The following is a 26,298-nucleotide window of genomic DNA, read 5'->3' as shown; positions in this document are numbered from 1 at the left end:
GCGGTGTTTAGCGGGCTGTCGCTTTGGCTTGGGTGGCGCGATAGGTGCGTGCCGGGTGGCAAAGTAGTACCGCTACGACCATAAAGAACGCCGTGGTGCCCAGGCTGATGGGGTAGACCATCATGATGTTCGCAAAGGTGCGGAAGTGCGGGAACACGCAGAACACCCAATAGAAGCGGATGCCGCAGACGCAGATCATGGTGATGAGGGCGGGTGTGAGCGAGATACCAAAGCCGCGCAGGTAGCCGGACATGTTTTCGTAGAACATGCTAAAGGCGTACGCCGGGAAGATCGAGCACACGCGGATATATCCGATCGAGACGATGTTGGGATCGCTGTTAAAGAGCGACAAGATCTCGCGCCCCAGGCCGACAATAACGATAATTGTGGTGAGCGCGACGATACCGCCTTCGACCAGGCAGACCTTGAGCGTTTTGGTGCAGCGGTCGATCTGGCGGGCACCGTGGTTTTGTCCCACAAAGGTGGTGCAAGCCTGGCTAAAGCTGTTGAGTAGGTTGTAGCACACGTACTCCAGGCTCATGGCGGCGCTCGAGGCTGCCATGACCTCGGTGCCCAGGCTGTTGATGGCAGACTGAATGATGATGTTGGCGACGGCAAAGACGGCGCTTTGGATGCCGGCGGGCAGGCCGATCTTGACGATGCGCTTGAGGGCGACGGGGTCGATAGCCAGGTCGCGTGGGGTGACGCGGACGACGGAGTCGGTCTTGAGCAGGCGGATAAAAAGCGTGGCGGCGCTGACGGTGTAGGCGATGGCGGTGGCGATAGCGACGCCCGCGACGCCCCAGTGGAGTACGGGGACAAAGATGAGGTCCAGGCCAATGTTGAGGACGGTGGACACGGCAAGCGCCTGTAGCGGCATGCGGGTGATGCCGACGGAGCGGAAGATCGCGGCCTCAAAGTTGTAAAGCAAGATCGAGGGCAGGCTGAGCAAAAAGACGCGTAGGTAGAGCGAAGCGAGCGGCATGGTTTCGGCGGGAACGTTGAGCGCGGCGAGCATGGGCTCGGCAAAGATCTCACCCAGCGCGATGACGACAAAGCCCACGAGCGCCATTAAAATCGAGGTATGGACGGCGCGTTTGACCATGTTCTGATCGTTGCGGCCGATAGCGTTGGCGATGACCACGTTGGAGCCAAGCGACATGCCAATAAACAGGTTGAGCATAAGACTGGTAAGCGGAACATTGGAGCCGACCGCCGCCATGGCGAGGGTTCCCTGGTCGCCCGAGAAGTTACCGATAATGACCGTGGCGATGAGGTTCGACAGCTGCTCCAAGATGCTCGTGGCGGCCACGGGGAAGGCGAACAGGGGAATATTGCGCCACAGCGAGCCGGTGGTCATGTCAATGTGCTTAGATGCGGTATCAGCCATACGCTCTCAATCTCTAATATGCTCCTTCGTGCTCATTTGCGCAGACGATGATACTCCTAATGCAACCAGTCGGCACTTAGGGACGTTCCTTTTCTGTCGGCAGCTGGGGACACTCCTTATCTCTTCTAACTAGTCATTCAAGAACGTCCCCAATGACTAGGTGGGGAAGGCGTGCGACAATGGTGGGCGTTGTGTAGTCCGCGCTAAGGAGTTGCCATGTTGTTGTGTCCCGTTTGCCATGAACCGTTGGTGGACGATGAGCGCGGTGCTGCATGCGCGGGCGGACACCGGTTTGACCGTGCGCGCGAGGGCTATCTATATCTGCTGCGCTCATCCAAGAGCGGCGACTCCATGGGCGATCCCAAGTCGCAGGCGCGTAGCCGTCGTGACTTTCTGAACCGCGGATACTACGCGCCGTTGCGCGATGCAATGGTCGAGCTGGTGCGCGAGCGGGTGTCTGGGCACGCCGCGTCTACGAAAGACCCCATGACGCTGCTCGATATTTGCTGCGGTGAGGGCTATTACACGAGTGCCCTGGGCGCGGTGCCGGGCGTGGACGCTTACGGGTTCGACTTGGGCAAAGAGATGGTGCGCCTGGCCGCCAAGCGCGGCGATGCGACCTATTTTGTGGCCAACATGAAGGATATCCCCGTGGCCGATGGCGCCTTCGATATGGTGACCGAGCTCTTTGCCCCCTTTAACGAGCGCGAGTTTGCTCGCGTGCTGGCGCCCGAGGGCTCGCTCTACACCGTGGTGCCGGGCGCCCGTCATCTGTTTGGGCTCAAAGAGGTGCTCTACGACACGCCGTACCTTAACGATGAGAAGCTGCCGAAGACCACCGAGCTCGAGTTGGTCGGAACGCAGCGGGTGTCTGCGAACATTACGCTCCAGACCCAGGCCGACATCGAGGCGGTTTTCCAGATGACGCCGTACTACTACCGCACGCGCCCTGCCGACAAAGAGCGCCTGGCAAACTTGGACACCCTTCAAACCGACATCGACTTCATCATCGCTGAGTACCGCCACTAACCTACCAAAAAGGGACAGGTTTATTTTGGTAGGTTTTATCTAGGCAAACGTAAAGGGCCGACCGCGGAGATGCGCGATCGGCCCTTTTTAGCTGCTTGATAGCAGGGGCTATGGGAGACAGGTGCCTACAGGCGGTCCTTGTTTTCGGCCTTAATGGCGTGTGCCTGCTGAACAAAGAACAGGTCGTACACCACGATGACAAAGGCGCCATAGTTGATGGCGTCGCCGCCAAACGCGGGAAGCGTGAGCACGGCCTGCGCAATCGTGGCGATTGCAGCGACGATGCCGAGCTTAAACGCGCCATCCACCTGCGAAGGCTTGTTGGCGCCCTTGATGCCCGCAACGCCCGCGGCGAGATCGATGAGGCCCTTGGCGATAACCACGGCCGCGGCGAGCATGGCGTTCGATCCGTAGGTGGACTCGAGCTTGCCGGTCGCGATGCCGGCGATTCCAATGACGAGACTGGCGATGCCCAGAACAAAATAGATGAGGGCAAGGATTTTGAGAGTCTTGCGAGTGAAGCTCATGGCTGGTCCTTTCGATACGAGTACGCCAACCTGGCGCACCTCATGTGCTGCACATATGGTGAAGCACATTGTAGTTCAACGGGGCGATGCATGCGTTTGAAAGCGTCTCTTGCCCGCACGGTCCAACCTTTCAAAAAGGAAAGCTGGACGTAAGCCAAATCGATGGCAGCTCATGTGCGGCGCTGAGATGATGAGGCCGTAACAAGGAGTTGGTCTCAAGGAGGAGCCATGATGTACGGAGCAGGGCAAGTGCGTGAGCCGCGGTCGTTGGGAAGGCGCATGAGTGATTCCGTGATCGCTGCCGTGTGCACGGGATTGATGGCGGTGCTTTGCATTGGGATGCTGTGGGCCATGTCGCATGTGGGACAATAACGGACGGTTGGGTGTCGTCATGAACGGCGCTCGCGTATTCGTTTTGCTTGCTAAGGAGTACCCATGGGCGTCGTCGATCCCTTTTCTGTTGCTCGGGCCGCGGGGCTTGAGCTGACCGGGAAGTCCGAGGGCCTCACACTCACCGACAGTACGATGGAGCTGCGTGCCGATTTTGGCCGCATGCTGCCACGACTCAAGCAAGGCCGTCTGCAGCAAGAGCTGCTGGTAAAGGCCGCGCGCGTAAAAGGCATCGAGCGCCCATGGGCGATTGATGCCACGGCAGGCTTTGGCGAGGATTCGCTGCTGTTGGCGGCCGCGGGCTTTACCGTCGATCTGTATGAACAGGATTGCGTGATCGCGGCGCTCCTCAAGGATGCCTTGGATCGCGCGGCAGATGATCCGGCGCTTGCGACAGCCGTGGCGCGCATGCGCTTACATGCGGGCGAGGACAGCATTGCCGGCCTTCGCCATACAGCTGAGCTGATCGGGCAGAGCGAGCTCACCGCTCCCGACGTGGTGTATCTGGACCCCATGTTTCCCGGGCGCACCAAGAGCGCGGCGGTTAAAAAGAAGTTCCAACTCTTGCATCATCTGGAACGGCCGTGCGCCGATGAGGAGACGCTGGTCGAAGCTGCGCTTGCGGTGCATCCGCGCAAGGTGGTTATCAAGCGACCGGTGAAGGGGCCACTGCTTGCCGGCGTTAAGCCGAGCTATCAACTTGCGGGCAAGGCCGTTCGCTACGATGTTTTGGTGCCGCCGCGCCCGTAGCTTGCGTGCGATGGTTGGCGCTCCGTCAGTGCCGTGCCGATGCGGGGTCTATTTCCAAGGGTGCGACGTCAGGTGCCAGCCGCCGCAGTATTCGCATTTGTAGCAGGCTAAGCCGCGCCGCCCGCGGTTTTCGCAGTCGGCCATAACTGCTTCGGCCTCGGCGCGCGTGTCGTAACGGTTTTTGCGTTCGCACGACTTGTAGCGCCAGGCCTCATCGCGCTCGGCGTTCAGGGCGTCGCGGCGCTCGTCTTCGCGCGCAAACAGGTCGCTCATATCGCCGCCCGTGGCAGCGCCCAAAAACTCGCTTTTGGCTTTTGACCAAGCGGCTCGCTTTTTGCTCCCCATCTGCTTCGTGCCCCTCTCCAAACGCTGGTATCATTGCCCAATCAAAGTGATACCAATAAACGTGAGGTCGCCGCGTGATGATCAGAAAAACCCTCGATACCGACATTCCCGCCGTCATGGCTATCTATGACGCGGCCCGCGCCTTTATGCGCGCGCATGGCAACGCCACGCAGTGGCCCGAGGGCACGCCTTCTGCCGAGCAGCTGGCTGCCGATATCGCTGCCGGTGGCAGCTATGTGTGCGAAGTCGACGGTCGCGTGGTGGCGACGTTTGCCTTTTTACCGGGCCCGGACGAGTGCTATGACGTAATTGAGGACGGTCAATGGCGCAGCGACACTCCATACGCCGTGCTGCACCGCGTGGCATCCGACGGCACCGTGCACGGTATCACGGCTGCGATGTTTGCCTTTGCCAAAGAGCGTGCCGATCACCTGCGTATCGACACGCATCAGGACAACCTGCCCATGCAGGGTGCCATCATAAAGGCCGGCTTTGAGCGCACTGGTATCGTCTATGTGTCCGACGGCACGGCGCGTGTCGCGTTCGATTGGCTGCGCGAGGCGTAAGAGCGACGCCTCATATCAATAATTCATGCGAACGAAACTGGCCCGGGTGGGGCCATTTTCGTTCGCTGCGCTGTTTTGCAAGCCGGCTTTCGCAAGGCGCGAACCTACGAAAATCGCCGCGCGGCAACGCGGGGCGATGAGCTCGGTCGGGGGATAGGGCCCGCTTCGCCCGCCGGCTCGTAAATTGTATCATCCAGTGTGGAGCGTGAACGCCCGTTGCCGCGTGCGATGGGCTTGTAATAAGAGGAGAGCCATGTCGAAGCAAGCGGTCGTTGGAATCTTGGCGCATGTCGATGCCGGCAAGACCACGTTGGCCGAGGCCATGCTGTTCAACGCGGGTCGTATTCGCAAGCGCGGCCGCGTGGACGATGGCGATTCGCATCTGGACACTAACGCGATCGAGCGCGAGCGCGGCATTACGATTTTCTCGTCGCAGGCTGTGCTCGACCATGGTGATACCCATGTCATGCTCGTGGATGCGCCGGGGCATGTCGATTTTTCTGCCGAGGCGGAGCGCACATTGCGCGCGCTGGACTACGCGATTTTAGTCGTGGGTGCCAACGATGGCGTGCAGGGGCATACCGAAACTCTGTGGCGCCTGCTTGCACGCTATGACATCCCGACGTTCATCTTCATCAACAAGATCGATTTGGAGAATCCCGGCCGCGATGTTTTGCTGGCACAACTTGGGCAACGTCTTTCCGAGGGCTGCCTGGATGCCAACGAACTGCTGGCGGGCGGCGCCGTTCAGGAGGACGCTGCTGCGTTAGACGAGGAAGCGCTCGAGGAGTTTCTTGAGGCGGGTGAGCTTTCTGTCGCAACCCTGTCGCGCATGGTTGCTGAGCGCAAGCTCTTTCCCTGCTTTGCCGGCTCGGCGCTCAAGGACCAGGGTGTGGACGAGCTGCTAGATGGCATATGCGTGCTGATGCGCGAACAGGCATGGCGCCCGGAGTTTGCCGCGCGCGTCTATCGTGTCAGCCGCGGAGATCGCGGCGAGCGCTTGGCTTGGGTTAAAGTGACCGGCGGTGTACTGCGTGCAAAGCAAGTTGTCGAGGGATGCTCTAGCGCCTCCACTTGGGAGCAAAAGATCGACCAGGTGCGCATCTATAACGGCGAGAAGTATGAGCTTGCCCAAGAAGTTGCTGCTGGCGGTATTTGTGCCGTGACGGGTCTTGCGCACGTTCGCCCGGGGGACGCCCTGGGCGCGGAGCCCGCGGGCGATGCGCCCGTCATTGCGCCGGTCCTCACCTATACGGTGCTGCCGGGCGAATACGACGTCCATGCGGTGTTCAAAGCGTTGACTGAGCTGGCGGACGAAGATCCCATGCTCGGCGTAAGCTGGAATACGCATCTTGAGCAGATTCACTTGCAGTTGATGGGCGCCGTGCAGCTCGAGGTCGTGCAGCGGGTGCTGGCCGATCGCTTCGGTCTTTCGATTGCGTTTGAGCCCGGCGGCATTCTCTATAAGGAGACCATTTCGCAGCCGGTCGAGGGCGTGGGCCACTTTGAGCCACTGCGCCACTATGCCGAGGTGCATCTGCGTCTGGAGCCGTTGCCGGCGGGTTCGGGCGTGCAGTTTGGCACCGTGACCTCGACCGACGAGCTCGATCTTAACTGGCAGCGTCTGGCACTCACCAACGCCATGGAGCGCGATCACCTGGGCGTGCTGACCGGCTCGCCCATCACCGATGTGCGCATTACGCTCACGGGCGGCCGTGCGCATGCCAAACATACCGAGGGCGGCGATTTTCGCCAGGCCACGTACCGCGCGATTCGTCAGGGGCTCATGCAGGCGCGTGAGGCTGGCGCGGCGGTGCTGTTGGAGCCGTGGTACCACTTTGAGCTCGAGGTGCCGGGGGAGTGCGTGGGCCGGGCGCTCTCGGATGCCACGCGCATGGGCGCTGAGTACGAGCCGCCGGCGATGGCGGGAGACCGGGCGAAGCTTGTGGGTCGCGTGCCGGCATCCGAGGTGCAGGATTACGCGCTGGAGGTGGCCGCCTACACGAGCGGTCGCGGGCATCTGTACCTAGAGTTCGCCGGCTATGCGGCTTGCCATGATGCCGAGCGTGTAATCGAGACGGCCGCCTATGAGCCCGAGGCCGATCTGCCCAACACGCCCGATTCGGTCTTTTGCTCTCACGGCGCCGGTTACACGCTCAAATGGTACGACGTACCCGCCGCGGCGCACGTAAAGATCGATCCCGCCACCTTCCGCCCCTGGCGAGCAGCAGACGCCGAGTTTTTCGACCACATGTGACAAAGGGACAGCTCCTTTGTCATATGCTATTGGTATAACTCGGTATAAGTTGGTATAACTATTGCCAGGGTTTGCCAATCCGAGGAGGCCGACATGAATCCAAATCCCTTTAGGCCCACGGCTGGCAAGCGGCCTCCGATACTCATCGGCCGCGAGTCGGTCATCGAAGATTTCGAGGAAGGGCTCGATAACGGCGCCGGAGCGCCGGGTAGGCTCATGCTCATTACGGGAAACCGCGGCTGTGGCAAGACGGTTCTCCTACGGGAGCTGCAACGTCTAGCCAATGAGCGCGGATGGGCGGTTGTCTCCGATTCCGCTTCGCTTGGCTTGTGCGACCGCTTGGCCGACGCGCTTCGCTCGAATAAACCCGTTGTGACGTCAATGGAGTTCTGTCCGTCGTTTGGCCGGATGTCGGTCGAGGCGGCGCGGGCAAAGGGCGAGACGTTGCGAGGGCTGGTCAACGAGCGCCTCAAGAGGCTCGGTCCAGGCAAGGGCATACTGTTTGCGATTGATGAGGCGCAATCGGCGTCTATCGAGGAACTGGCGGCTCTTGCCGTTCTCTATCAGCAGGTGCTCGGAGACCAGGATGCCACGGGCTTGCCCGATAGCGACCAGCGCGGTCTTGCGCTGGCGTTCGCCGGCTTGCCCAGTATGGTTGACGATCTGCTCGAAGAGCCGAGCGTGACGTTTTTGCGGCGTGCCCAGCAGCGTACGTTGGGGGCGATATCTTTGCCCAAGGTGCGCGATTCGTATATCCAGACGGTCAAAGACGCTGGTCTTTACGTTGACGCGGAGACGGCGGACCTTGCGGCGCGCAAGAGCATGGGGCATCCCTACATGGTTCAGCTGGTGGGATATTACATGTGGCGGTCTGCTGTCCGGCGTGGCTCGCAGGTCATCGAAAGGCGCGATGTCGAGGATGGCCATGCGGATGCCGTCTCCGAGTTCTACGAAGCGGTTGACGCGCCTCTGTATTACGGGCTGCGCAGTCCACAGCGCCTCTTTATCGAGGCCATGGCTGCTGACGAGGGTGAGCCGACGCGCATGGCGGATATCATTGAGCGCTGCGACCGTACTCAGAGTTGGGCGAGTAAATATCGCGCAAGTCTGATTCGCGAGCGCGTCATCGAGGCTGCCGGATACGGCCTCGTCCGGTTTACCGTGCCCATGCTGGGCGAGTATATCCGCGACCGCATTTTATGGCATGAGTAGGGTGATAAAGGTGACGGAACAAAAGATGAGCCCGCAGGCTATCGAGGTGCGTGGCGCGCGCGTCCATAACCTCAAGGACATCGATATCGACATTCCGCTGGGAAAGCTCGTGGGTATTGCCGGCGTGTCGGGTTCGGGCAAGAGCTCGCTGGCGCTGGGGGTTCTTTATGCCGAGGGCTCGCGTCGCTACTTGGAGGCGCTCAGCACCTATACTCGACGTCGCCTGACGCAGGCCGAGCACGCTCAGGTGGATGAGGTATTGCACGTACCGGCGGCGCTCGCGCTACACCAGCGTCCGAGCGTGCCGGGTGTGCGTTCCACATTTGGCACCATGACCGAGCTCAACAATAGCCTGCGTCTACTCTTTAGCCGCTGCGCCCATCACGTGTGCCCGCATTGCGGGGCGCGTGTGGAGCCGAGCCTTAACGTGGCTGCGGGCCTGTCGCTCACGTGCCCCGCATGCGGCCGCGAGTTCTACGCGCCGAGTGCCGAGGATTTGGCTTTCAATAGCGGCGGCGCATGCCCCACCTGTGGCGGCACCGGTGTCATGCGCGAGGTGGACGAGGCGAGCCTGGTGCCAGATGAGTCAAAGACCATCAACGAGGGCGCAGTCCTTCCCTGGGGCACGCTCATGTGGGATCTGATGAAGCAGGTGGCAGGCGAGATGGGCGTACGCACCGACGTGCCGTTTAGCCAACTCACACCTCAAGAGCGCGATATCGTGTTCCACGGCCCGGCGGTTAAGAAGCACATTCTCTACGTTCCCAAAAACGGCGAGGGCGCCACGCCGCTCGACTTTACCTATTACAACGCCGTATATACCGTTGAGAATGCGCTCGCCAAGGTTAAGGACGACAAGGGCCTCAAACGCGTTGCGCGCTTTTTGCGCGAGGGTCCATGCCGTGACTGTGGTGGCACGCGTCTCTCCGAGGCTGCGCGCCAGCCCCAGGTGTGCGGTATCAATCTGGCGCAGGCCGCAGCCATGACGCTGGGCGAGGCGATTGAGTGGGTGCGCGGAGTGCCCGCATCCTTGCCGCCCGAGATGCGGCCCATGGCGACGGATATCTGCGATTCGTTTTTGAGCGCGGCCCGTCGTCTGGTCGACCTGGGTCTCGATTACCTTTCACTCGATCGCGCCGGTGCCACGCTCTCCACGGGTGAGCGCCAGCGTGTGCAGCTCGCCCGCGTGGTGCGCAACCGGTCGACGGGTGTGCTTTATGTGCTGGACGAGCCCTCGATTGGCTTGCATCCTGCCAATGTCGACGGCTTGGTGGGCGTGATGCGCGATCTGGTGGATGACGGCAACACCGTGGTTGTTGTCGACCACGATACGCGCGTACTGGCGGAAGCCGACTATCTGGTCGAGATGGGCCCTGTTGCCGGAGCAGGCGGCGGCAGTGTAATCGCTGCTGGTACGGTAGACGAGGTCGAGCAATCGCGGGACAGCCGCATCGCTCCGTTTTTGCGCGCCGAGCCCAAGCGCTTGCGCCCACAGGTGACTGACGACGAAATGTTCGACCAGGGCCATATCCGCATGGCGACCGATACCATCCATACCGTCAAGCCGCTCGAAGTCGATATCCCGCGCGGTCGTCTCGTCGCGGTGACGGGTGTTTCGGGTTCGGGCAAGACGACGTTGGTGCTCGAGACGCTCATCCCGGCGCTCAAGGCTCGGGCAGCTGGCGAGCGCCTGCCGGGACACGTGCGTTGGGTCGATGCCGAAGGTATTGCCCGCGCAAACCTGATTGACGCTACGCCCATCGGCGCCAACGTGCGCTCGACGGTGGCGACCTATGCCGACATCCATGATGAGCTGCGCCGCGCCTTCGCCCGTACGCCCGAAGCCAAGGCAGCCGGCTACAAAGCGGGCGCCTTCAGCTACAACACCGGCGCCTTGCGTTGCCCTACGTGCGATGGCACGGGCTCGATATCGCTCGACGTGCAGTTTTTGCCCGATGTCGAGATCGTCTGCCCGGCATGTCGCGGCTCACGTTATGCAGACGCGGCTTCGCATATCCATCGCGAGGGTAGGGACGGGAGCTTGCTGACGTTGCCGCAGCTCATGGACATGAGCGTGGACGAGGCCATCGACGCCACACTGGGGCTCAAGAAAGTTCAGACGCGTTTGCAGACCTTGCACGACCTGGGCTTGGGCTATCTCACGCTTGGTGAGCCCACGCCGGCGCTCTCGGGCGGCGAGGCGCAGCGTCTTAAGCTTGCGAGCGAGATGGGCCGCGTGCAGGACGATGCCGTATTCGTATTCGACGAGCCTACGATTGGCCTGCATCCGCTCGATGTTCAGGTGCTGTTGAACGTGTTTGACGGCCTCGTTGCCAAGGGCGCCACAGTTATCGTGATCGAACACGATCTCGACCTTATCCGTAACGCTGATTACGTGATCGACATGGGCCCGGGCGGTGGCGATGCGGGCGGGCAAATCGTCTGCGCCGGCACGCCGAGCGACATCGCGGCTTGCTCCAAGAGCATTACCGGTCGCTACCTATAGGCAATGTGACAAAGGGACTGCCTCTTTGTCACATTGATTTCTATTTCACGCATTGAGCTGCGAGATAGTCGCGGAAGAATGGCAATTCAAATGCGACGAGCCCTCGTCCTCGTTCCCCGATGATGCCGGCATCTATCATGCGGCGTCGGTAGCGGGAGACCTGCTGCGGCGAACGCTTAAGGCGCTCGACAAGGTCGGCGGTGGTGGACTCTTCCTCGTCATCGAGCATGGCGATGAGGAATCGCTTGTCCTCTGCAGTGAGTTCCCGATAGGTTGCCGCGAGGATTCGGTCGTCCATCTCGTCGCGCGCGATTTTGATTCCCAGGTCAAAGTCGCGTGACGAGATTTCCTTCGAATCGCTTGTGAGATCCCAGGCATGGTAGCCTACGAGTTGCAATAGGAAGGGAAAACCAGAGATCGAGCGAACGGCTCTATCGATTCCCTCAGCATCTGCCAGGCGATCGTTTTCCTGGATTGTGCGAATCAAGGCCTCGCGCACGTCATAGTCGGCAATGCGACCCAGATGATATTGTTGGGCGCGGCGAAGGAACGAGACCGTCTTGTGGTTCAGCAACGTCGAGACGTTGTTGGGAAGTCCCGCCATGAGCAGGGCGACGCGTTTCCCATCGGTCACAAAGTGCTGATACGTTGCTGCGAGCTGAATCATCTCGTCGAGTGTCGGGTCCACCTCGTCAACCGTGACGAGCAGACCGGTGCCCGCCTCGTTGAGCTGGTCGATGATGTCGCTCATGCGATAACGCCAGGTTGAGGCATCGTGAACGCGATTGACCTCGATGCTGCCGAGCGGTGCAATTCCGAGACCGGTGACTTCGAAGTGGTTGGACGAGTCGATGAGATGGGCTGCGGCGCGTTTCGTCCCGAACTCGATTTCCTCAAGCATTCCCGGGAGCGCGGTCGTCTTTACGGCTATCCAGCCGTGGGATTCCGCCCTTGTCGCGAGCGACGACATGAGAGCGGTTTTACCGGTTCCACGCGCGCCTGAGAAGATCGAGGTCAATTCTGGGCGCCTGCGCTGGCTCAAGAAGGCACGGTCCAAATCCCGAATAATCTGTTGTCTGCCAGCGAGATGGGCAGGAACCTCACCAAAACTGGGGGTAAACGGGTTCTCGAGATATTTCACAAGGCTCTCCTTTCACACCGCCGTTTAACTTCATTTTACTTTAGTTAATTCTGATTAAAAGTGAGGGCTCTTTATCTAGAGCATCAATTAGGCGTGTGTGCCATCGACGTGGCGCTCGAATGTGACAAAAGGATAGTCCCTTTGTCACATTCCCGGAAAGCCTGTTTGGCGCAGGGCTTCGTAGAGGACGATGGCGGCACTGTTGGAGAGGTTGAGTGCGCTGATGCGGTAGTCGTCCGGGTCGACGAAGTTGCCGCAGATGTCCTGTTGAAGGATGACCTCGTGGCTGTCCTCGGTATGCCCGAGCGATTCCTCGTGAGCTTCCCATGCCTCGGCGTTGTCAAGCGAATCGCAATCGCGCAGCATCGGGATGCGCTCGCAGCGCTCGGGCGCCGTGGCAAGCAGTGGCTCGGGAATACCCGAGCTCTCGCTGCCAAAGACCAAATAGTCACCGTCGCGGTAGGTGCTATGCGCATAGGTCCTGCGCGCCTTTTTGGTCAGCAGATGCAGACGCTCGTCGGTAGGGGAGAGGCCGTTACGCGCAAGGAAATCCTCCCAGCTGGCATAGGTCGTCACGTCCAAGTTTTGCCAGTAGCCCAGTCCGGCGCGACGCACCGTCTTGTCGTCGAGCGAAAACCCCAGCGGCTCCACCAGATGCAGGCGGGCGCCGGCAACCACGCAGGTGCGGCCGATATTGCCCGTATTGGCCGGAATCTCGGGCGCATACAGCACAATGTTGAACATGAATCTCCTTGGCTCAGAACGAAAAACCACCACGAAGGGCACCTTCGTGGTGGTTTGGCGGTTACGTAGGCGGACAAATGCCCGCTTGGATAAACCTAGGCGCGGTGCCAGTCGGTCAGGCAGGCATCGAGGGAGGCGATGAGCGCATCCTTGTCCATGTGACGGCCGATGATGCACAGGCTCGTCATACGGTCGCCCGTCTCGTCGTCCCAAATCTGCATGATCTCGGGGTTCTCGTCGATGATCTTCTGCTTCTCGCCCTCGGGCGCCGAGTCGACAAACAGGCCGTTCTCCATCAGGCGCATCTGGTGGCCGGCCTGCTCAAACATGTAGCACATGTCCGGATCGCCGGTCTGCCACAGCGGGCCCTTGACGCGAATGACCTCGTCGGGCCACTCCTGCTCAACAAAATTGGTGAACTTCTGCAGATCAAACGGCTTGCGGCGCGAGTACACAAAGGTCTCGATGTCGTACTCGAGCACCTCGGGGTCGTCGTGCTCCTCGGGATGCTCCATGGCCTCGATCCAGGCGGCGGAGTTGTAGGCGCGCATAAAGTCGAAGCGGTCGGTGTCGAGCAGCTCATCCATGGGGACCTCGCCGTTTTGGGCCTCGACGATCACGGCGTCTTTCTGCAGGCTGCGCACGATGGCCTTAAGCTCGGCGATCTGCTCAGGGCTCACGGTATCGGTCTTGTTGAGGATCAGCGTGGAACAGAACTCGATCTGCTGGATGAGCAGGCTCTCGATGTCGTCCTCGTCGATATCCTCGGCCAGCAGGTCGCGACCGCCGTTGAACTCGTCGTACATGCGGGCGCAGTCGACCACGGCCACGATGTTGTCGAGCGCGAGTTTGGGCTCGCCGCCCACCTTGGCCTCGTCGCAGAAGCTTGAGATGGTGTAGGCGATGGGGATAGGTTCGCAGATACCCGATGCCTCGATGATGATGTAATCGAAGTTGCCCGAATCGGCGATGCCCTGCAGCTGGTTGGCCAGGTCATCCGAAAGCGTGCAGCAGATGCAGCCGTTGGTGAGCGGGATGAGGTCGTCGGTCTCGGAAAGGCCGCCGTCGGCGATGAGGCTGGCGTCCACATTGATCTCGCCGATATCGTTGACGATTACGGCGGCGCGGATACCGCCATCGTTAGCGAGGATGTGGTTGAGCAGCGTGGTCTTGCCGGCACCGAGGTATCCGGTAAGCATGATGATTTTCACGGGTTTGTTGGGCATGTGCCCTCCTTTGTTAGACATGGCTTACAGTTGAATCATATGCCAAACGCCTGCTCTTATACCCACGCGCTGGCAAATAACACAGGCTACTCCCAGGCTCCCCATACATCGGGGCAATAACCGACGGTGGCCTTTTTGCCGTTACGCACGATGGGCTCGGCTAGAACCTGCTGGTTCTCGAGCAACTTGTCGAAGCGCTGGCTGGGGGTGAGGTGCTGGATGAGCGCGAGCGTCTCCTCGTCCTTGGCCTTGGGGTTGAGCAGCTTGTCGATACCGCCGACCGCCTGCATCACGCTCGTGAGCTCGCCCTTGCTCATCTCCTTTTCCTTAAGGTCAATAAACTGCACCTTAATGCGGCGCTCTTTGAAGAAGCGCTGTGCTTTCTTGGTATCGAAAGACTTTTTGGTGCCAAAAATCTGGATATTCATGTTCCGCCGTTCTACCTGATGAAGTTGGTGCGCTCGCGATTGGCTTCGGGCGCGTTGATGCCGGCGGCCTGTCCTGCCTCGATGCAACGAAGGAGCCAGGCCATGTTCTTGCCGATGTTGCGCATGGTGGCTAGGCCCTCAGCGTCCTGGGCGGCCTCGCCCGGCATGGCGCCAAACACGTTGTTCCAGTACGTTGAGGCAACCACGGGCATCTGGTTGATGGTGAAGTATTTGTTGAGCACGTCGAAGGTCGTCGACGTACCGCCGCGACGGGCGACGGCGACGGCAGCGCCCGGCTTGTGCGCAAAGGCCTTGCTGCCGGCATAGAAGGCGCGATCGAGGGCCGAAAGGATGCGGCCGCTGGGGTGCGCATAGTAGACGGGCGAGCCAAAGACAAAGCCGTCTGCCTGCTCGGCGGCAGCGATGAGCTCGTTCACCACGTCGTCGTCAAAGGTGCAGCGACCGCCAAGCTTGCCGCACTGGCCGCAACCGATGCAATCGCGAATGGGCTTGGCGCCCAGCTGAAACACCTCGGTATCAATGCCTTCGGTATTGAGCTGCTCGGCGACCTCGGCGAGTGCGCGGGCGGTGTTGCCGTTTGCCTTGGGGCTGCCATTGACCAAAAGAACCTTCATCACAAACTCCCTCTGCTTTTGGTGACTTCTGCAGAGGATTATCGCACGATGGGGGAGGCGGCGCGGGCGCGGCGCTAATCCAGTTTGGTGCCTGGCACCTGCACGGCTTTCCCGAGCAACGCTTTGAGCTCGTTCAAAATGGAAACGGGCTGACGGTCGACGCCGTCCAGATGGAGCGTGGCCACGCGAATGGGTGGCTGATATTCAAATGGGCCAAAGAGCACGGGCGAACCCAGGAACCGCTCGATTTCCTCTGCAATCGCATCGGTTTCTTCGGGATCAAAGTCGTCGAAAAGAGCCACGAACATCGGCCCCGTCGAGCGGAACATACGACCCTTACCGCGCGAGCATTCCACCAGACAGGCGGCACATTCTGCCAAAACGCGGTCGCCCGCATCAAAGCCAAAGCGGGCATTGACCTGAGCGATATCGTCGATTTTGATGGCGATCAAACCAGCCTTGCGCGCCACGCGACGCATTTCGCCAATGGCGTTGACCAGGGCGTGAATATCGCCCAAGCCGGTCACGGAATCGGTCGTATCTGCCAAGCTTCGGTTGATGATAATGCCCACATACATGCCGGGCTCGGTATCGGTGCCGTCCAAGCGGTAGCCCGTGCAGTCGCAAAGCACGTATTTTCCGGTGGCATCCATTACGCGATACTGCATGTAGTGGAAGTGCCACGTGCCGTTTATCACCATGTCGAGCTCGACACGTACGTTGTCGCGGTCCTCGGGATGAACGCGGGCGAGCCACATGTCGAGTGAGTTAAAAGGGTGCTGGGAGGGCAGGTCAAAATCGCGCACGGCGTTAACCGACCATTGCGATTCTCCCGTATCGAGATTGAGGATAAACGGATAGCGCGTCTCGGAGCTCATGGAGATCGCTTGGAACACCCGGTCGTTGCAGGGAAGCTGATCGACGATTGGGCGTTGCGGCGCGTCATCGTCTTTCGGTTGCTGCACACGATGCATAAGCTTATAGCGATACATCTTGCGATCGGCATCCATTGTCATCTGGCGACGCGTGTCGCCAGCAAGTGGATCGACGCGCGAGCAGCCAAAGCTAAAGCTGCCGATCATGGGCGCCTTGCCACCTGAGCTCGCCTCGATCAGCCTGGTACGTACCTGCTCCAAGCGCTGCTCGAGTTCAATCTCGTTTGCGGAGAGCGAGATGAGCACAAACTCGTCTCCACCGATACGGAACAGCATCTCATCGTGCTCCATGGTTTCGGAGAGCGTGCGGCAGATGCTCAGAATATAGCGATTGCCTTCGGCGTGGCCAAACCTATCATTGCAATGCTTGAGATGGTCGATGTCAATATAGGCGCAGGTGAAGGGGTCGCCTTTGCGCCAGAGTTGCTCGACGTGACGGTCGAATCCGTTGCGGTTGCCCAAGTTGGTGAGCGGATCGATATAGGCGTTGCGCTCAAGCAGCTGGCGCTCTTGTTGCAGGATGGCATGCGTCTTTTGCAGTTGCTCGCCAACGGCGCGTAGCCCAGCAGGCAGCGCGGCAACATCGAGTTCGGCGGTCGAGACGCCGTTCGCAAGTCGCTGAAGATAGGCAATAATCGATTGCTCGCCCAGGCGATACGACTCGTTCATGATGGATAACCTCCTTGGGCGGAACAACGGTTTGTATCATATCCCCAATTCGGTTTGAATTGGGGATATAAGTTAGCTAATGGAGACAAATATCCCCTTCGACGGTGGCGTTTTGCGCGCGAGCGTATCAGTTGTTATTGCCGCCATCGAGCAATGCCTCAAAATCCTTCGCCTGCATGGGGCGGTAGTAGAGGAAGCCCTGAGCGTAGCGGGCGCCCATTTGTCGTAGCATGTTCGCCTGCTCATTTGTCTCGACGCCTTCGACCACGACGGGCAGATGGAGCGACTGCGCCATTTCGAGCATCGATGAAATGATTTGCGTGCTGCGGCCTTGATCGCGGTCGGTGGGCACAAAGGTGCGGTCGAGCTTGATGACGTCGACGTTGACGTTCTTGAGCATCGCGAGCGTGGACTGGCCGGTGCCAAAATCGTCCATATAGGTCGAGAAGCCGCGGGTGTGCAGATCTGCGGTCAGCTTATCCACGGCTTCGGATTCTCCCGTATAAGCCGTCTCGGTGATCTCGATACGCATGAGCTCGGGCGGTAGGTTGTATTGGGCGGCGAGCGCCCCCATATGTTCGGCAACGTCGCAGGCAAGGATATCCACGCGCGACACATTAAGCGAGACCGGAACCACGCGAAGACGGCGATCGAGACGCTCGCGAAGCCATATGGCGACACCCTGCCAAATGTACTTGTCGAGCGTCACTACAAAGCCGCTTTCCTCGAGTGTGGGGATAAACGTTGCGGGCGAAATGAGAGAGCCGTCCTTGTCAATCCAGCGGGTGAGTGCTTCGGCGCCAATAATCTCGCCGGTTTCCATATCGACCTGGGGCTGAAGATAGTACGTGATTCGACCATTTGACAGCGCGTACTGGAATTCGGTCAGCGTGCGGTGGAACGCGACTTCGCGCTCGTACTCCGCGGGGCGGAAAATGGCAATGCGCTCCTTAAAGTCGTTTTTGGCGCGTCGATTGGTAAACATGGCCTTTGCCTGCGCATCGATGGCGATCTCCTCATTGGAGTCGATGGGGTAAACGCCCATGGACGGCCAAAAACCTACGCCGTCATCATGTCTGGCTACGGCCTCGCGAACGCGGTTGTAGATTTGATGGACGGTGATGTGCTTAAAGGGGATGAGTACACAAAAGTCATCTTGGCCCCAGTACCCTGCGACGCCCATATCGGCATTCTCGATGTCCTTGAGGACCGTGCCCACATCGGCGAGTACGCGGTCGCCCTCGGCCTGGCCGTGCCATTCATTAAACAGGCGCATGTGGCCCATGTCGACCGTGGCGATGCACCAGGTGCCGTTGCGCCTTGCCTCGAGAAATGCGTTGGCGCGCCGCATAAACTCGCTGGGTCGATAGAGACCCGTGAGCGAGTCGATACGTTCGGCTATGGCGCTTTTGCGCTCCGCCTCGGGTATGGGGAGGCTGTCGTTGGGAACAAGCCCGCCGGCCGTGCGAAGGCGACGGTCGAGTTCGCCTAAAACGGCGGTCGCTTGATGGGTTAAGTGCTCGTAAAAGGCCGGGACGACAAGGCAGACGGGAGTAATGGTGTCGCCTGCGATTCGAACAGGAGCGAAAACGGCCTCTTTAAGGTGGCGGGTCAGTTGCTCGAATGCCTCGTGGTCTAGGTCGTTGCTGAGCACGACAAACTGGACGCTTCGTGAACGGTAGACCCGGCTCCTGCCGCGAGTGATCGACAGCATGCGGCCTGCGTATTCGGCAAGCATGTTGTCGACAGCCTCGGCCCCGTAGAGCTCGTTGAGCTTTGTCGTGCCACGAACGCGCACCGCTATAAGCCCTGTCTCGCAACGATCGCGGCGGCAGACGTCGATGGCGTTGGCCAGCATGCGCTGCGTTCCGAGGCCTGTGGCAGCGTCGACGGTTTCGGCAAGTGAGTGGTTGACGAGCTCGCCGACATAGAGCGAGGGGACATTTCCGTCGCCGTCGATACGAAACCCGCGAGCACGGCAAAGGACGTAGTCGCCGACGGCGTTGCGCACACGATACTGCATGACGCGACGGTGCTTGGTGCCGTTGTAGACTTGGTCGATGTCGTTGATGCAGGCCTCAAGGTCGTCGGGATGGACACGCGTTTTCCAGTAATCGCGACAGTTGTCTATGTGCTCCGAGGGAAGGCCAAGATCGCGCAAGGCACCTTGTGACCAAAGGGTGCGATGTTTGTCCAAGTTCTCGATAAAGAAATAACGGCCCTCGTTGAGCATCGAAAAGGCGTCAAAAATTCGATCGCTTATTTCGAAGTCGTCGGCGTGAACTTGCGTGATATTGCGTCGATCGAGGTGCATGGCATGACGTAGCTTGTAGTCGTACATGCGATGGTCGGCATCGAGCGTCATGCGATTGGAAGCTTCGCCCAGGGCGGGGTCGGCATGTGACACTCCGTAGCTAAACGAGTGGGGCATCTCGGAATCGTTGTTTTTGAGCAGAACCGTTCGGCAGTGTTTCAGACGTTCGGCGAGGTCGTCCTCGGTTGCAATCGTAGATAGGATGGCAAACTCGTCGCCGCCTATGCGAAACGCCGCTTCGCCCACCTTCATATACAGCTTAAGATAGAGACTTACCTGCAAGATATAGCGGTTGCCCTCGTCATGTCCAAAGACGTCGTTGCAGTGCTTGAGATTGTCGATATCGATGAACGCCATGGTAACGGGGGCGTCCTGCTCCCAGAGCTCCTCGAGGGAACGGGCAAAGCCGCCACGGTTGCCAAGCCCGGTAAGCTGGTCGGTAAAGGCGGTCCTGATCAGATCCTCCTGCCGCTCGAGAAGGTCGCGGACGGTCTTTTCGAGCGTTTCGGTGTAATTGCTGACAGTTTCCATGTTCTAAGTGGCTTTCTGAGGTCGGGGCGGATTGCGTCGGGCGAGCTCGTTGTGTACACGCGTCGTTGCTCAGCGCTTTGCATGTATCCAGGCCCCCGCCTTGCCGCGTTGTTGAGTTAATTTGCCGGCTAATGTTCGCTGTTGATAACAGCTGAGTAGTGTAAACAATAGTGCACAATTATATATGGGTGCACATGCTGTGGGCGGCTATTGTTCGACAAGCGGTAGCGCGACGATGCGATGTTCGATAAAAATGCGACTGGGACGATATATGTTGACGGGTATACTTGTCCCGTTTGAATTTGTGGGGACGGAGATGGTCGCATGGTACAGTCAAATACGACGCGCACGGTGGGGCTGGCACTCGAGGGAGGCGGCTACCGCGGTATGTATACGGCGGGCGTGCTCGACGTTTGGATGGAGCACGGCTTAACTTGCGACCATATGGTGGGTGTCTCGGCGGGCGCGGCGTTTGGCTACAACTTTAAATCGCGCCAGATCGGCCGCGCCATTCGCTATAACAAGGCCTATTGTGCCGATAAGCGCTATGCGGGTGTAGCAAGCTGGCTGCGGACCGGCGATATGTTCAATGCCGATTTTGCCTATCACGAGGTGCCCATCGAGCGCGATCCCATCGATTTGGAGACATATCGCGCCTGCCCCATGCGGTTTACGTGCGTGTGTACCGATATCGAGACGGGCAAGGCCGTCTACCACGACCTGCCCTATGGCGATGAGCACGATATCGAGTGGATCCGGGCGTCGTCTGCTATTCCTGTGGCGACGCGTCCCGTTGCTATTGACGGGCATAAGTATCTGGATGGTGGCGTTGCTGATTCTATTCCCAGTTCATGGCTGTTTGCGCAGGGGTATGACCGCAATATCGTGGTGCTCACGCAGCCGGCGGGCTTTGTGAAGCAGCCCAACAGCGTGATGCCCATGCTGCGTCGCGTGTTCCATCACTATCCGGAGTTTGTCGCAGCGCTCGAGCATCGGCATGAGGTCTACAATGCCACGCTCGATGATTTGGCGCGTCGTGAGGCCGCCGGCGATATCTTTGTGGTGCGTCCGAGCGAATCGGTGAAGGTGCCGTCGCTGTGTCGTGAGCCCGATGAACTTGAGCGCATCTACCAGATTGGTCGCCGCGATGCGGAGGCGACTTTGCCGGCGTTGGAAGCGTATCTGGCGGGGTAAGGGTCGCATGTGGAAAGCGCATCCCGGAATGGAGGTCCAAACTGGGATGCGCTTTCCATTGCTGAAGATATGAGGCTGCGGATCAGCTGCTCGGCCTGAGCCTATGCCTGCTGCCAGGTATCGACGAGCTCCTTGGCCGCGGCGTAGGGGTCGTCGGCACTGCAGACGGCGCTCACCACAAAGAAGCCGTCGACGCCGGTAGCCTTGAGCTGCGGAAGGTCGGCCGTCTTGACGCCGCCGCCCACCACGATGGGCACGGGGCTTGCCGCATGGAGCGCGGCCAGGTCCTCAAAGCTCTTGGTGATGATAGAGCCGTCGGCCGCGCGTCCGCAGTCGCGCTTGGTCTCGGTCTCGTGGAGTGGGCCGATGCCAAGGTAGTCGACCAAACTCATATCGGCGGTCTTGACGTACTCGAGCATCTCCTCGCAACGGGCCGAAAGGCCCACGATGGCGTCGGGGCCCAGCAACTTGCGACAGACCTCGACGGGAATATCGCTTTGGCCCACGTGCACACCGTCGACAGCAATACCCTGCTCGCGTGCGGCAAGCACACAGTCCAGACGGTCGTCGATCAGCAAGGCGACCTGACCGGTCTTGCCGGCCTGAGCGATTGCCTGCGCGGCGTCGCCGGTCAGCGCAATGATCTCGCGGGCGCTTGCCACCTTGGAGCGCACCTGGATGCAGGTAAAGCCGGCGTCGAGCGCCTGGGCCACCACATCGCCCACGGGGCGCCCGAGCGTGTTTTCGGGGCCGAGTACCAGATAGGCCGAGATATCAAGGTTGTCGCGGATGCTCATCGTGCTTCCTCCTGCTTTTTGATCTGTGCTTCCATGCGCTCGAGTTTGCCGGTCATGGTGTCGGTAAATCCGGGTCGAATATCGGCTTTGAGCACGACTTCGGTGCGGATGCCCTTGCTCGCCAACACAAAGGTTGCGTCGCGCACGACCTGCATGACCTCGTCCCAGTCGCCCTCGATCTCGGTGAACATGGAGGTGGTGCGGTTGGGCAGGCCGCTCTCGCGAATGACACGCACGACCTCGGCGACCTCGGCGGATAGCTCATCGCCGGTGCCGCACGGGGCGATGGCCACGGCGACGAGCGTGTTCATGCCGGCATTGGTTGCGGGCTCGGACATGGCCTATGCCTCCTCGAGCTCGAGTCGGTTATCGGCGATGTCTTGGGCGGTCGCGCGGTAGAGCTCGTCGATAAAGGCGACCTTAAAGCTTGCCGGGGCGTCGGCGACAGCGGCGGCACGCGTGCCGGCCACGTTGTAGACGGCGGTGCCGCAGACGGCTGCCGTAAACGGGTCGGCGGCGCAGGCGTACACGGCCAGCACGCCGCCCTGCGAGCAGCCGCAGCCGGTGATCTTGGACATGAGCGGGCTGCCACCGTGGGACTTGGCCACCGTCGTGCCGTCGGTGATCAGGTCGACTTCGCCCGAGACCACAACGGCGCCACCGGTGTGGCGAGCGAGCGCCACGGCGGCATCGCGGGCGGCGTCGACCGTGTCGGTGGTATCGACACCACGCACGCGGCTCAGATCAGCCGCCTCGCCCTCAAGACCCCACAGGCCGGCGAGTGCGATAATCTCGGAGGCGTTGCCGCGCACGATGGCGGGCTTGTACTGCTTGAGCTCGTTTACCAGCTGGGTGCGCAGGCTGCCGATACCCAGGCCCACCGGATCGAGCACCCAGGGCTTGCCGGCGTCGTGTGCCGCCTTCGCCGCGCGGGGAATCGTCTGCTCGTAGATAGGGAAGAGCGTGCCCATGTTGAGATAGATGGCGCCGCCGCCGGCAACGAGCGCTTCGCCCTCGTCGGGCAGATAGACCATGGCGGCCGATCCGCCCACGGCGAGCTGTGCGTTGGCGACAAAGTCGATCGTCACCGTGTTGGTGATGGAGCCGGCCATCGGATTGGTGGCGCGAATTTCCTCTACGGCCTTGACCATATGTTGCTTAAGCTGTTCCGAATCAATCACTGCACATGCCTCCTTGGCATAGAAAAGGGGCGCTGTGCATAGACAGCGCCCCTGTAAAGGCGGCATGCTCCCTACGCCAGCATTAACTGACAGGTTCAAAGGATTGGGCCCCATGCCCTCTCAGCCTTGTGGTTTGCACCGCCGGCACTCCCGCATCGAATCTGTTGTTCCCTATACTAGCGCACCGTTACAATGGTTGCGGTGAAAATGACTGGGGGACTCTATGATCAAACTTGTGCTGACCGATATGGACGATACGCTGATTCCAGCCGGGCATGACGGCGCCAGCGACTACGCCATTGAGGGTATTCATGCCATGCAGGCGGCGGGTCTGCACTTTGGGCCGGTTTCGGGTCGTCAGCCGTCCGCGATGGGCTGGATGTTCAAAAACCGTTCCGAGTGTTTTTCGACCGGTGCGTTCTGTAACGGCCAGGTGATGTTTGTCGACGGCGAAGTAGTCGCTTCGCGCGCAATCGACAACGATGCTCTGATACGTTTGGCTGACTATCTGGAGCAAGAAACCGACGATACATTTCTAAAAGTCTACAGCCTGGGCGATGACTTTTGGGGTAACGATGCCTATTGCGTGACGAGCAATCCCGAGCGTGTACGTCGCGCTATGGAGTCGGGCGGCAATGCGTGGCTCAAAGGCGAAGAGGCCCCGTGCCGTCCCGTCGTCGATGACGCGCCGGTGTTTAAGGCGAATATCTGGAGTGCCCGTTCGCGTGAGGAGCTCGCGGAGCTACGCGAGCGCGTTGCCGTTGAGATGCCGGAACTCTCGCTTGTGTTTCCCAACAACCGAGTGCGCCTGTTCGACATCCTTCCGGATGGTTGGGACAAGGGCTGCGCTGCGCTGGAGCTGGCGCGCGCCTTGGGCCTGACGCCCGACGAGGTGGCCGTATTTGGCGATTCCGATAACGATCTGCCCATGATCGATGCCGTTCCCAACTCCGTTGCAGTCGCCAATGCCAACGAGGCCGTCACGGCTGCCGCGCGCTGGCATATCGGCGCCGCGGCAGATGATGCGGTCGCCGGGGCTCTGCATCAGATTGCCGCCTGCGCCGCGACGGGGGAGATGCCGCCGTTTATGCGTCAGGAGGGTGCAGCCGACGCGAATCTCGCGAACAGCTAAGGAGACAGCCATGAAGCTCCAGCAGCTCAGATATGTCGTCAAAGTTGCCGAATGCGGCAGCATTACCGAGGCCTCGCGCCGTCTCTTTGTGTCGCAGCCTTCGATTACCGCATCGATTCGCGATCTCGAAAACGAGATGGGTGTGCACATCTTTGAGCGCACCAACAAGGGCGTCATTGTGTCCGAGGAAGGCGAGACCTTCTTGGGCTACGCGCGACAGGTGCTCGACCAGGCCGATCTGCTCGAAGGCAAGTACAAGGGCGCGTCCGAGCAGGTGCCGCACTTTAGTGTGAGCTGCCAGCATTATTCCTTTGCCGTTAACGCGTTTGTCGATGTGATCCGTGAGTTCGATGCCGCGCGCTACGACTTTACCCTGCGCGAGGAACAGACTCACGAGATTATCGAGGATGTCGCGCATATGAAAAGCGAACTGGGCATCCTGTACTTATCCGAGCATAACCGCGAGGTCATCGAGCGCATGCTGGTGGCCAACGAGCTCGTGTTCGAAGGACTCTTCTGCGCCACGCCGCATGTCTTCGTCTGCGCCGACCATCCGCTGGCGGACCGCTCCAGCGTGACGCTCGAGGATCTGGAAGACTACCCGTTCCTGTCCTACGAGCAGGGCAGCTACAACTCGTTTTACTATTCCGAGGAGCTGACCTCGACGTTCGAGCGTCGCAAAAATATCCGCGTGCGCGACCGTGCGACGTTGTTCAATTTGGCCATGGGCCTCAACGGCTACACGGTATGCTCGGGCGTGATCAGCCACGAGCTCAACGGCCCCGGCATTATCTCGATTCCGCTCGACGTGGACGAGTACATGGAGATTGGCATCATCACGCGCAAGAACACGACGCTTACGCGCTACGGTCGGGCCTATATCGACGCGATTCGTCAGCATATCTAGACTGCTGTGCTCCGCACGGTTCAAGTCTCTTTATGACAGTCCAGACTGATATAGGAAACATCTATATCAAACTGTTATAAACGTATATCTTACGATGGTCATATGAGCGCTCATACTCTGTCCCAGCAAAGCAACCAATGCAAAGGGAGATATCTATGAGCACTTCGATTCAACCGAACGCGCCGTTTCGCGCCGATATCGTCGGCAGCTTTCTTCGTCCGCAGGCCGTGAAGGACGCCCGTGCCGCCTATGCTGCGGGTACACTCGACGCCGCCGGCCTTAAGGCCGTCGAGGATGAGGCCATTCGCGACCTGGTGGACAAGCAAAAGTCCGCTGGCCTGCAGGTGATTACCGATGGCGAGTTTCGCCGCAGTTACTGGCACCTCGACTTTATGTGGGGGCTCAACGGCATTGAACGCCGTACCTCGCGTACGGGCTATATGTTCCACGACGAGGAGACCACAGCCGACACCGCCGTGGTAACCGGCCCCATTAGCGGCGAGAACCATCCGTTCGTCGAGCACTTTAAATTTGTCAAGGCGCTCGAGGGGGAGGGCCAGGTCGCGCGGCAAACCATTCCGGCGCCGATCCAGACGTTCTCCGAAGTCACGCTCGACCGCTGCGACGGCCAGCAGGAGAGCCTGCGCGCTGTCTATAAGACCGATGAGGAACTTGCCGACGCCATTGCAGCCGCTTATCGCACGGTGATCGCCGACCTGTACGCAGCAGGCTGCCGCAACATCCAGTTTGATGACTGCACCTGGGGCATCTACTGCGACACCGATTTTGTCGCCAAAACCGGCATGAGCCCGGTTGACCTGCAAAAGGTAAGCGAGCTGGGCGTGGCGCTCAACAACGCCGCCATCGAGGGCAAGCCCGACGATCTGGTTATCAACACGCACGTGTGCCGCGGCAACTACCACTCCACCTACGCTTTTGAAGGCGGCTACGATCCCATCGCACCGTACCTGTTCGCACATGAGAATGTCGATGCGTTCTATCTGGAGTTCGACACGCCGCGCGCCGGCGGCTTTGAGCCGCTCAAGTACGTCGCTCCCGGCAAGAAGGTCGTGCTGGGCTTGGTAACCACCAAGGCGGCAGAGCTCGAGAACGAGGATGTTATCGTCGAGCGCATCCGCGAAGCCGCAAAGTACGTGCCGCTCGAGAATCTGTACCTGTCGCCCCAGTGCGGCTTTGCCAGCTGCGAGATTGGCAACAAGCTGACCGAGGACGAGCAGTGGGCAAAGATCGCGCTGGTCAAGCGCATTGCCGAGCGCGTTTGGAAGTAACGCTACCGTTTGCAGGTGGCGGCGCGTGCGAGGCATTGCGTATCGCGTACAATGGTTCGGATCGTATCGTTCGGGCAGGTTATCCGATATGCCTGATCGCCCTTCCATCATGAAAGGACATCCATGCCCCAGTTCTCGACGCCCACCGTATCTGAACTCGAGGAGACTGTCGCATAGTAGCTGCGTTCAGCCAAATTAAAAAT

23 protein-coding genes and 1 riboswitch are annotated in these 26,298 nt (G+C 60.0%); of the genes, 10 read left to right on the top strand and 13 right to left on the bottom strand.

Features of this window, described 5'->3' with window-relative positions:
• Positions 1 to 7: 7 nt before the first annotated feature.
• On the bottom strand, positions 8 to 1,390 hold the full coding sequence (locus GDJ93_RS08250; protein WP_152068425.1) for an MATE family efflux transporter: 1,383 nt from the start codon (positions 1,388 to 1,390) through the stop codon (positions 8 to 10).
• A 216-nt stretch (positions 1,391 to 1,606) separates the two neighbouring features.
• Between GDJ93_RS08250 and GDJ93_RS08245 the strand changes: the two genes are divergently transcribed.
• Positions 1,607 to 2,419, top strand: coding sequence for a putative RNA methyltransferase (locus GDJ93_RS08245; protein ID WP_152068424.1), 813 nt, complete (start codon positions 1,607 to 1,609; stop codon positions 2,417 to 2,419).
• A gap of 125 nt (positions 2,420 to 2,544) precedes the next feature.
• Here the strand turns inward: GDJ93_RS08245 and GDJ93_RS08240 are convergent, their stop codons facing one another.
• Entirely contained in the window at positions 2,545 to 2,946 is a 402-nt protein-coding gene (locus tag GDJ93_RS08240) for a hypothetical protein (protein WP_152068423.1), read from the bottom strand.
• Between the two features lie 435 nt (positions 2,947 to 3,381).
• Between GDJ93_RS08240 and GDJ93_RS08235 the strand changes: the two genes are divergently transcribed.
• Entirely contained in the window at positions 3,382 to 4,086 is a 705-nt protein-coding gene (locus tag GDJ93_RS08235) for a class I SAM-dependent methyltransferase (protein WP_152068422.1), read from the top strand.
• A gap of 48 nt (positions 4,087 to 4,134) precedes the next feature.
• On the opposite strand, the gene GDJ93_RS08230 is transcribed toward GDJ93_RS08235, so the two are convergent.
• Entirely contained in the window at positions 4,135 to 4,431 is a 297-nt protein-coding gene (locus tag GDJ93_RS08230) for a hypothetical protein (RefSeq protein WP_006234539.1), read from the bottom strand.
• A gap of 77 nt (positions 4,432 to 4,508) precedes the next feature.
• Here GDJ93_RS08230 and GDJ93_RS08225 point away from each other — a divergent pair, with 77 nt between their 5' ends.
• From GDJ93_RS08225 to GDJ93_RS08210, 4 genes are all read left to right on the top strand, one after another.
• On the top strand, positions 4,509 to 4,997 hold the full coding sequence (locus GDJ93_RS08225; protein WP_152068421.1) for a GNAT family N-acetyltransferase: 489 nt from the start codon (positions 4,509 to 4,511) through the stop codon (positions 4,995 to 4,997).
• Positions 4,998 to 5,250: 253 nt separating this feature from the next.
• Positions 5,251 to 7,254, top strand: a complete 2,004-nt coding sequence (locus GDJ93_RS08220) for a GTP-binding protein (protein ID WP_152068420.1) — start codon at positions 5,251 to 5,253, stop codon at positions 7,252 to 7,254.
• 93 nt (positions 7,255 to 7,347) lie between these two features.
• Positions 7,348 to 8,466 carry an ATP-binding protein gene (locus tag GDJ93_RS08215; protein WP_152068419.1) on the top strand — a complete coding sequence of 373 codons (1,119 nt, stop codon included), beginning with the start codon at positions 7,348 to 7,350 and terminating at the stop codon, positions 8,464 to 8,466.
• A complete protein-coding gene (locus tag GDJ93_RS08210; RefSeq protein ID WP_193221500.1) occupies positions 8,459 to 10,972 on the top strand; it encodes an excinuclease ABC subunit UvrA in 2,514 nt (837 codons plus the stop codon). Before GDJ93_RS08215 ends, GDJ93_RS08210 begins: the two co-directional genes overlap by 8 nt.
• Before the next feature lie 40 nt (positions 10,973 to 11,012).
• Here the strand turns inward: GDJ93_RS08210 and GDJ93_RS08205 are convergent, their stop codons facing one another.
• The 7 genes from GDJ93_RS08205 to GDJ93_RS08175 form a co-directional block, all read right to left on the bottom strand.
• Complete coding sequence (locus GDJ93_RS08205) at positions 11,013 to 12,113, bottom strand: DUF8462 domain-containing protein (RefSeq protein ID WP_152068418.1); 1,101 nt, start codon at positions 12,111 to 12,113, stop codon at positions 11,013 to 11,015.
• Positions 12,114 to 12,257: 144 nt separating this feature from the next.
• A complete protein-coding gene (locus GDJ93_RS08200) occupies positions 12,258 to 12,857 on the bottom strand; it encodes a tRNA (cytidine(34)-2'-O)-methyltransferase (RefSeq protein ID WP_152068417.1) in 600 nt (199 codons plus the stop codon).
• 95 nt (positions 12,858 to 12,952) lie between these two features.
• A complete protein-coding gene (locus GDJ93_RS08195; RefSeq protein ID WP_152068416.1) occupies positions 12,953 to 14,083 on the bottom strand; it encodes a GTP-binding protein in 1,131 nt (376 codons plus the stop codon).
• 86 nt (positions 14,084 to 14,169) lie between these two features.
• A complete protein-coding gene (locus tag GDJ93_RS08190; protein WP_117746163.1) occupies positions 14,170 to 14,511 on the bottom strand; it encodes an arsenate reductase family protein in 342 nt (113 codons plus the stop codon).
• Positions 14,512 to 14,522: 11 nt separating this feature from the next.
• On the bottom strand, positions 14,523 to 15,146 hold the full coding sequence (locus tag GDJ93_RS08185; RefSeq protein ID WP_152068415.1) for a flavodoxin family protein: 624 nt from the start codon (positions 15,144 to 15,146) through the stop codon (positions 14,523 to 14,525).
• Between the two features lie 74 nt (positions 15,147 to 15,220).
• Positions 15,221 to 16,750 (bottom strand): diguanylate cyclase domain-containing protein, encoded by a 1,530-nt coding sequence (locus GDJ93_RS08180; RefSeq protein WP_152068414.1) that lies wholly within the window; start codon positions 16,748 to 16,750, stop codon positions 15,221 to 15,223.
• Positions 16,751 to 16,877: 127 nt separating this feature from the next.
• Positions 16,878 to 19,595: a bifunctional diguanylate cyclase/phosphodiesterase gene (locus GDJ93_RS08175; RefSeq protein ID WP_152068413.1), complete on the bottom strand. Its 2,718-nt coding sequence runs from the start codon at positions 19,593 to 19,595 to the stop codon at positions 16,878 to 16,880.
• 324 nt (positions 19,596 to 19,919) lie between these two features.
• Here GDJ93_RS08175 and GDJ93_RS08170 point away from each other — a divergent pair, with 324 nt between their 5' ends.
• Positions 19,920 to 20,789: a patatin-like phospholipase family protein gene (locus GDJ93_RS08170; RefSeq protein ID WP_193221499.1), complete on the top strand. Its 870-nt coding sequence runs from the start codon at positions 19,920 to 19,922 to the stop codon at positions 20,787 to 20,789.
• A gap of 101 nt (positions 20,790 to 20,890) precedes the next feature.
• Here the strand turns inward: GDJ93_RS08170 and GDJ93_RS08165 are convergent, their stop codons facing one another.
• The 3 genes from GDJ93_RS08165 to thiM are packed head-to-tail and all read right to left on the bottom strand — an operon-like array spanning position 20,891 to position 22,767.
• Positions 20,891 to 21,586 (bottom strand): thiamine phosphate synthase, encoded by a 696-nt coding sequence (locus GDJ93_RS08165; protein WP_006234517.1) that lies wholly within the window; start codon positions 21,584 to 21,586, stop codon positions 20,891 to 20,893.
• Positions 21,583 to 21,924, bottom strand: a complete 342-nt coding sequence (locus GDJ93_RS08160; RefSeq protein ID WP_225093307.1) for a thiamine-binding protein — start codon at positions 21,922 to 21,924, stop codon at positions 21,583 to 21,585. The genes GDJ93_RS08165 and GDJ93_RS08160 overlap by 4 nt, the downstream gene beginning before the upstream one ends.
• Before the next feature lie 3 nt (positions 21,925 to 21,927).
• Positions 21,928 to 22,767 carry a hydroxyethylthiazole kinase gene (gene thiM, locus GDJ93_RS08155; RefSeq protein WP_055310018.1) on the bottom strand — a complete coding sequence of 280 codons (840 nt, stop codon included), beginning with the start codon at positions 22,765 to 22,767 and terminating at the stop codon, positions 21,928 to 21,930.
• Positions 22,768 to 22,818: 51 nt separating this feature from the next.
• Positions 22,819 to 22,929: riboswitch (TPP riboswitch) on the bottom strand.
• A gap of 61 nt (positions 22,930 to 22,990) precedes the next feature.
• Between thiM and GDJ93_RS08150 the strand changes: the two genes are divergently transcribed.
• From GDJ93_RS08150 to GDJ93_RS08140, 3 genes are all read left to right on the top strand, one after another.
• Entirely contained in the window at positions 22,991 to 23,899 is a 909-nt protein-coding gene (locus GDJ93_RS08150) for an HAD-IIB family hydrolase (protein WP_152068412.1), read from the top strand.
• Between the two features lie 10 nt (positions 23,900 to 23,909).
• Entirely contained in the window at positions 23,910 to 24,806 is an 897-nt protein-coding gene (locus tag GDJ93_RS08145) for a LysR family transcriptional regulator (RefSeq protein WP_055286633.1), read from the top strand.
• A 155-nt stretch (positions 24,807 to 24,961) separates the two neighbouring features.
• The gene (locus GDJ93_RS08140; protein ID WP_226812552.1) at positions 24,962 to 26,095 is read left to right on the top strand and encodes a 5-methyltetrahydropteroyltriglutamate--homocysteine S-methyltransferase; all 1,134 of its coding nucleotides are present in this window, start codon (positions 24,962 to 24,964) and stop codon (positions 26,093 to 26,095) included.
• The last annotated feature ends 203 nt before the right edge of the window (positions 26,096 to 26,298 follow it).

This window comes from Collinsella aerofaciens (genome assembly GCF_902501475.1).
Classification (GTDB): Bacteria; Actinomycetota; Coriobacteriia; order Coriobacteriales; family Coriobacteriaceae; genus Collinsella; species Collinsella aerofaciens_AL.
This window is presented reverse-complemented; position numbering and strand designations above follow the sequence as displayed.